The organism is Burkholderia sp. GbtcB21 (assembly GCF_019091065.1).
Taxonomy (GTDB): domain Bacteria; phylum Pseudomonadota; class Gammaproteobacteria; order Burkholderiales; family Burkholderiaceae; genus Burkholderia; species Burkholderia pyrrocinia_C.
On sequence record NZ_JAGXKA010000050.1, the window covers coordinates 1 to 5,590 of the forward strand.

General features: G+C 61.9%; 6 protein-coding genes and 2 pseudogenes. All 8 read left to right on the forward strand.

The features are described 5' to 3' along the window. Window positions 1–396, forward strand: a pseudogene (locus KVT39_RS36065) (hypothetical protein); the annotation flags it as partial. A 1-nt stretch (window position 397) separates the two neighbouring features. Next, entirely contained in the window at window positions 398–970 is a 573-nt protein-coding gene (locus KVT39_RS36070; RefSeq protein ID WP_254640787.1) for a hypothetical protein, read from the forward strand. Then, entirely contained in the window at window positions 967–1,404 is a 438-nt protein-coding gene (locus KVT39_RS36075) for a TetR family transcriptional regulator (protein ID WP_217591384.1), read from the forward strand. The genes KVT39_RS36070 and KVT39_RS36075 overlap by 4 nt, the downstream gene beginning before the upstream one ends. A 418-nt stretch (window positions 1,405–1,822) precedes the next feature. Continuing rightward, entirely contained in the window at window positions 1,823–2,116 is a 294-nt protein-coding gene (locus KVT39_RS36080) for a hypothetical protein (protein ID WP_217591385.1), read from the forward strand. A 320-nt stretch (window positions 2,117–2,436) separates the two neighbouring features. Next, entirely contained in the window at window positions 2,437–3,297 is an 861-nt protein-coding gene (locus KVT39_RS36085) for a transporter (RefSeq protein WP_368858968.1), read from the forward strand. 676 nt (window positions 3,298–3,973) lie between these two features. Further along, a complete protein-coding gene (locus KVT39_RS38580) occupies window positions 3,974–4,096 on the forward strand; it encodes a hypothetical protein (RefSeq protein ID WP_306795626.1) in 123 nt (40 codons plus the stop codon). Then, window positions 4,093–5,166 (forward strand): annotated as a pseudogene (gene tssI / locus KVT39_RS36090) (type VI secretion system tip protein TssI/VgrG); the annotation flags it as partial. The gene KVT39_RS38580 and the pseudogene tssI, both read left to right, overlap by 4 nt. A gap of 61 nt (window positions 5,167–5,227) precedes the next feature. Continuing rightward, on the forward strand, window positions 5,228–5,590 hold a 363-nt coding region (locus KVT39_RS36095; protein ID WP_217591387.1), incomplete at its 3' end, for a transposase.

The following is a 5,590-nucleotide window of genomic DNA, read 5'->3' on the forward strand; positions in this document are numbered from 1 at the left end:
CGCAAAGCTGGATATCGAAATTCTTCGAAAGGCGACGGCGTACTTCGCGAAGGGGTCGCGGTGAGGTACGCCTGGATCGACGCACATCGCGACCAGTACAGCGTGAGCAGGCTTTGCCGGGTTTTGGGTGTGTCGCGCAGCGGCTATTGCCAGTGTCACGGCCGGGCGCCAAGTCGGCGGGCCCAGGCCAATGCCGCGCTGGACGCCGAGGTCGCCGCCATTCATCGTGCCAGCCGTGGCAGCTATGGCCGTCCTCGCATCGTGCGGCAGCTGCGTGCTCACGCCCGCCTGGATATCGTCGATTGGATCGAGGGCTATTACAATCGGCAACGCCTGCATACCTCGATCGACTTCCTCACCCCCGTGGACTACGAGGCTAGCTTGATCGCCGCATGAAATGCTGTACGTGAAAACGAGGCAGGGTCAACTCAAACATGCGTCGATGTCGTGGACGCAGCTTTACGCCGCCAGCCCCTACCAGGATCACGCGCTATATCGTGAGTTCGAGGAGGAGATGTTCGAGGCGCGGCTGGGGCTGCTGGAAGGTTGGGCGCATCCCGATGCACTGCTTAGCGGGGGCGCCGGCAAGAAGATCTTGCAGACGCGGACTCGTGCCGCACGAGACATCAAGCAGCTCCTGAGACAAACGGCCGAGTCGGTCGAACTGCGCAGCACCGGACACGCGTGGTGCATCAGTGGCACGCACGGCTGTCACGGCCAAGGGGTGTACGACCCATCAATGTGTGGAGGTTGTTCGCAGGCCGTCATCGACCAGGGGCAAGCATCTGCGTGGCAGATGATCCACCTGGACAACCTGCGGCTAGCGGCGATCACCGATTGCGGCCCCGAAGTGGCGGATAAGGCGCGGCGGGCTGTCGAGCGCTCGACGCAGGTGCTGAAGGATCTCGGCTGCGCGCTGCCGACCGATGACCAGGGCCAGGCGTACATGGCCGCGCTGGAGGGCGCATGAGCACCCGCGCAGGCACCACGCCCGCCGAGGCCCAGACCGGGGCGGCGCCCCGCCGCCGGAGCAGAGCAAAGACGCGCGGGGAGCTGCAACTGGCGATGCTGCGGGTCAAGAACAAGGGACTGAAGCTGAGCATCTCCGCAGTCGCCACCGAGGCCGGCGTGAGCGCCGGCCTCGTCCACAACACGTACCCCGACATCGCCGAAGAGATCCGCGCTCAAGTCGGTCGGGGCACCCGGCAGCAGCGCGACGCCAAGGCTGCAGAGGTCAAGAAAGTAAGAGAACAGCTGAAGATCTTGTGCGCGGAGCGCGACGCTGCACTGGCCGACGTCGCGAGGCTGGCCTCGATCAATGAAACACTGCGTCAGGAAGTCGCGACGCTGCAGGCGGCAGCCTCTGGAAAGATCGTCGTTCTGCCCACTCGGAGGGGGATTTAACGCGGATGCTGGCGAGCCACAAACTGTTCGTTGTGGAAGTGCACGCCAGATTGATCCTGCCCCCGCGGAAAGACGGCTGATCGCTGAGATGTATAAGTTGTATAAGGCTGGACTAGACCAAACAGACAGCGTCAGATCGTCTGACTCAGTTCGGCCGTTTCCGGCCATTGAGCCGACGATCCAACTGGACATTCGAACGTCCGCTCCGCTCCAGACAGCAGCCGCTTGAAACTCGCATGAAACGTAGAATGATCCCGCTTAGCCTTGGCCCTGATTTTTCTCCTGCAGGGCGCTGATTCGATGGAAGCGTATCAGCGGCGCAGTGCGAGATCCAACGCCCAAAGACCATCCGGTGCGAGAAATGATGGCATATGCTGTTACTCAGTGAACAGACCGCCTTAGTGCGGGAGGAGCGATCATGAAAGCTAAAGCCCTGGCAATGCTGCTATGCGCGCTGCTTTCTTCGAGCGGCTTTGCAGCTCAGTGCACGACGAACGCACGGGGAACGACCACATGTAGCAACGGCGAAAACGCCGCGCGCTATAACCCGAACACGGGCAACGCAGCGAAGGCGCAAACGAACTCCGTGGGCGTGACCACTGTACAGACGGGTCACGGCGGTGAAGTGAAGATGAAAAACGGCAAAGGCGTCTATAAGGCCCCGAACGGGCAGACGTGTTACAAAACGGCGAACAGCCAGGGTTGCCGCTAGCCCGTTAGCCCGTCCGGTGACACTCATTTCGGCGTGATGTCAAAGAGCGCGACCACGCCCGTCATCGATGAGGCAATGCAGGGCCCCGCGGGCGTATGCCGATGCCGTAGCATTCAAGCCGAAAGGCAGAATGAGGCGGAGGATGCGGAACATCTGAGCCGGTATCGGGTGTCAATATGAGAGTCGCCGGGAACATCGCGCCTTCTCGCCTCGCGGCTCTACGCCATGCGTCAGCACCGTGCCCTTGTAGATCGACGATGAGGTGTCCACCCTCGGCCCGGACACTTCTGCCCGCGTGCCTGCTCTTCCTCCTGCCTGCGGTGCCCAGCGCGTTCGCCCAGGAGCTGGAGCCGCGGACGTACTCGGCGTCGCCGGTCGGCACCCATTTTCTCGCCGCCACCTATACGTTCCTGACGGGCGACGTGCTGACCGACCCGTCGCTGCCCATCACCAACGTTCACGCAAACCTCAACTTTCTTACGCTCGGCTATGTGCAAACCTTCGGCATCGCGGGCCACGCGGCGTCGTTCGGTCTAGCCATGCCGTTCGCCCGCGGCAACATCAGCGGGAACGTGGTGGACGCCCCGCAGGAAATCCATCGCGCGGGTCTCGGCGATCTGCGCCTGCGCTTCGCGTTCAACCCGATCGGCGGTCCCGCTTTATCACCCGAAGAATTCGCGCGCCGCACGCCTGCCACCTCCGTCGGCGTGAGCCTGACCGTGATCGCGCCTACCGGACAATACGTGGACTCGCACCTCGTCAACGTAGGTGCCAACCGGTGGTCGTTCAAACCGGAGATTGGCATCTCAAAGCCGGTCGGCAACTGGTTTTATGAAGCGTCCGCGGGAATCTGGTTCTTTACAGACAATACGGACTTCTTCCTCGGCCACACGCGAAGTCAGGCGCCGCTTTGCGCCGTGCAGTTGCATGCGAGCTACAACTTCTGGCCCGGGCTATGGCTGGCCGGCGATGTCGGCTATTTCGCCGGCGGGCGCACTTCAGTCGACGGCCGGGAAAATCAGGACCGGCAGGCCAATACGCGGTTCGGACTGACGCTTTCGGTGCCCTTTGCTCGCGGCTGGTCCGCGAAACTGGCGGCGTCGAAGGGATTCGTCACGCGGGTGGGCGGCGACTACAAGGCTATCTCGCTTACCATCCAGTACCGCTGGTTCGACCGATGACTTGCCGGCGAGTCCCCGCGAGCGGATGTCCGTTGCATCTCAGAAGCGGTCGCATAGACTGCACAGCGTCGAACGGTCGCGGAGGGTCGCAAAGAGTCCTCCGCGTGGCTCCACAACGGCCACTCGGTGTCGCGCGTGGCTGTTTGCAGACATCGCCGAACGGCACGATAACGAGATAAGCCTGCTTATCGGCATCCCCTTGATCTCGGTGCGTTTTACCGGCGTCGACTGATCTAGGCGTGACAACGCTTAGCGGTCGGCCCCTAAAATACCTATCAATCGAATCAGCCACCTCCTGACTGATCTTTCCAACTTGACGCACCAATCTTCTCGCCGAGCCTCGCCGATGACAGGCGTTGGACAATGCTTAACGGCGAACTTCATTCGAGCCCTTTACTTTTCGGAGTTGCTGACGCAAGCCGGCACGGCGAGTGTCGCAAACGCAAAACATCATCACGCTTGGCGACCGACTAATGCGGCCGTCCTTTCGTCCGACGATTAATTGTCCTACTGTGAGTTGTGCCTGTCCGCCCCCGGCAAGAGGGGAGTGAAGGATGTGGCTCCAGATCGTAGGGCCCCGTCGCCAACACTATTCGTCCTGTGGCGCGCAACACATGAGACCGATTCGGACTCCGCAGGCCGCCGGCTGACGGATGCGATCTCAGACGTAGGGTGCTTGCCGCGGATCGGCCATGCGATCCTGCGCGCGGCGCTCAACGGCCCCGGACGGTCGGCGATCGAGGTGGGCGTGTCCGACGGCCAGTTCGTCTACCGGATCGACGAGGAGGAGACGACGTGACCCGCGTGTTCACACTCGACAGCACGCACGGCGACGACCTGAAATTTCACACGCTCGACGGCAGCGACGAACTTGGCCGGCTATTCGAATTCCGGATCGAGGCGCTTGCGGACAGCCACGGCCTGTCGCTGAAGGACATGCTCGGCAAGCCCGTAACCGTCCGGATCGAACAGCAGGACCAGTCGACCCGCTACCTGAACGGAATCGTTGCGCGCGCATCTCTCGCGGGCAGGCGTGCCGAGCGGTACTACGGCTACGAGCTGGTCGTGCGCCCGTGGCTGTGGCTCGCGACGCGCCGCTCCGATTGCCGAATCTTCCAGAACAGGACCGTGCCTGAGATCGTGCAGGAAGTGCTGTCGACGTACGACTTTCCGATCGAGAATCACCTCGCCGAATCGTATGTGCCGCGCGAGTATTGCGTGCAGTACAACGAGACCGATGCCGCGTTCGTGTCGCGGCTGATGGAGTTCGAAGGCATCTATTACTGGTTCAAGCATGCGGAGGACACGCATACGCTGATGCTGAGCGACGCGATGTCATCGCATACGGCGCTGCCCGGCTACGAAACGATTCCATACATCGCGCGTGACCGTACCGCGATCGCCGACGAGGAGCACATCGACGGCTGGCTGCTTGCGCAGGAGGTGAGCGTCGGCAGGCACCAGACGAGTGACTACGACTATACGAAACCGCGCGCCGATCTTTCATCGCAGAAGGTCGATCCGCGCGGCCATGACCACGACAGCTTCGCATCGTTCGAATGGCCGGGCGGCTATCGCGACGATGCGCCCGGTGCGCATTACAGCCGCGTGCGGCTCGAGGAACAGCAGGCTGAACATGAGCGCGCGAACGCCGACACCGATGTGCGCGGGGCGGCGCCTGGTTATCTGTTCACACTTGCGCATTGTCCGCGTGCCGATCAGAACCGCGAGTACCTGATCGTGCGGTGCCAGTACCGGTTTCAGGAGAACGCGTATGCGAGCGATCAAGGCGCGGAGGCTGTCGTGCATCAGACGATGATGCTCGTGCAGCCTTCAAGTTTGCCTTATCGGTCGCCGCGTGAGACGCCTAATACTACAGCCGTAGATTTTTTTCTATAGTTGATTAGCATTACTACATGAGTCTAAGCCGATGCGGGCAATTGCGAAATCGTGGGAACGTGAACTATACGCATTGCATGAACGTCTCGGACACCTGTTCAGACGCCCTGAACCCCGGCAGCGCGCACTGGCATATATGAAGGGGCTGCTGGGCACAGTGGAGCGCAAGAACGGCTGGCAACTTGCCGAATGGATTGGCGAGGCAACACCGGACGGCGTGCAGCACCTGCTCGAGCGGGCGCAGTGGGACGCCGATGCCGCGCGCGATGAGCTGCGCCAATATGTGGTTGAACGACTCGGCGAGCGTGGTGCAGTGCTGATCGGGGTCGAAACTGGTTTCGTCAAGAAAGGTGAGCACTCGGGCGGCGTTCAACGCCAATTCAGCGGCACGGCG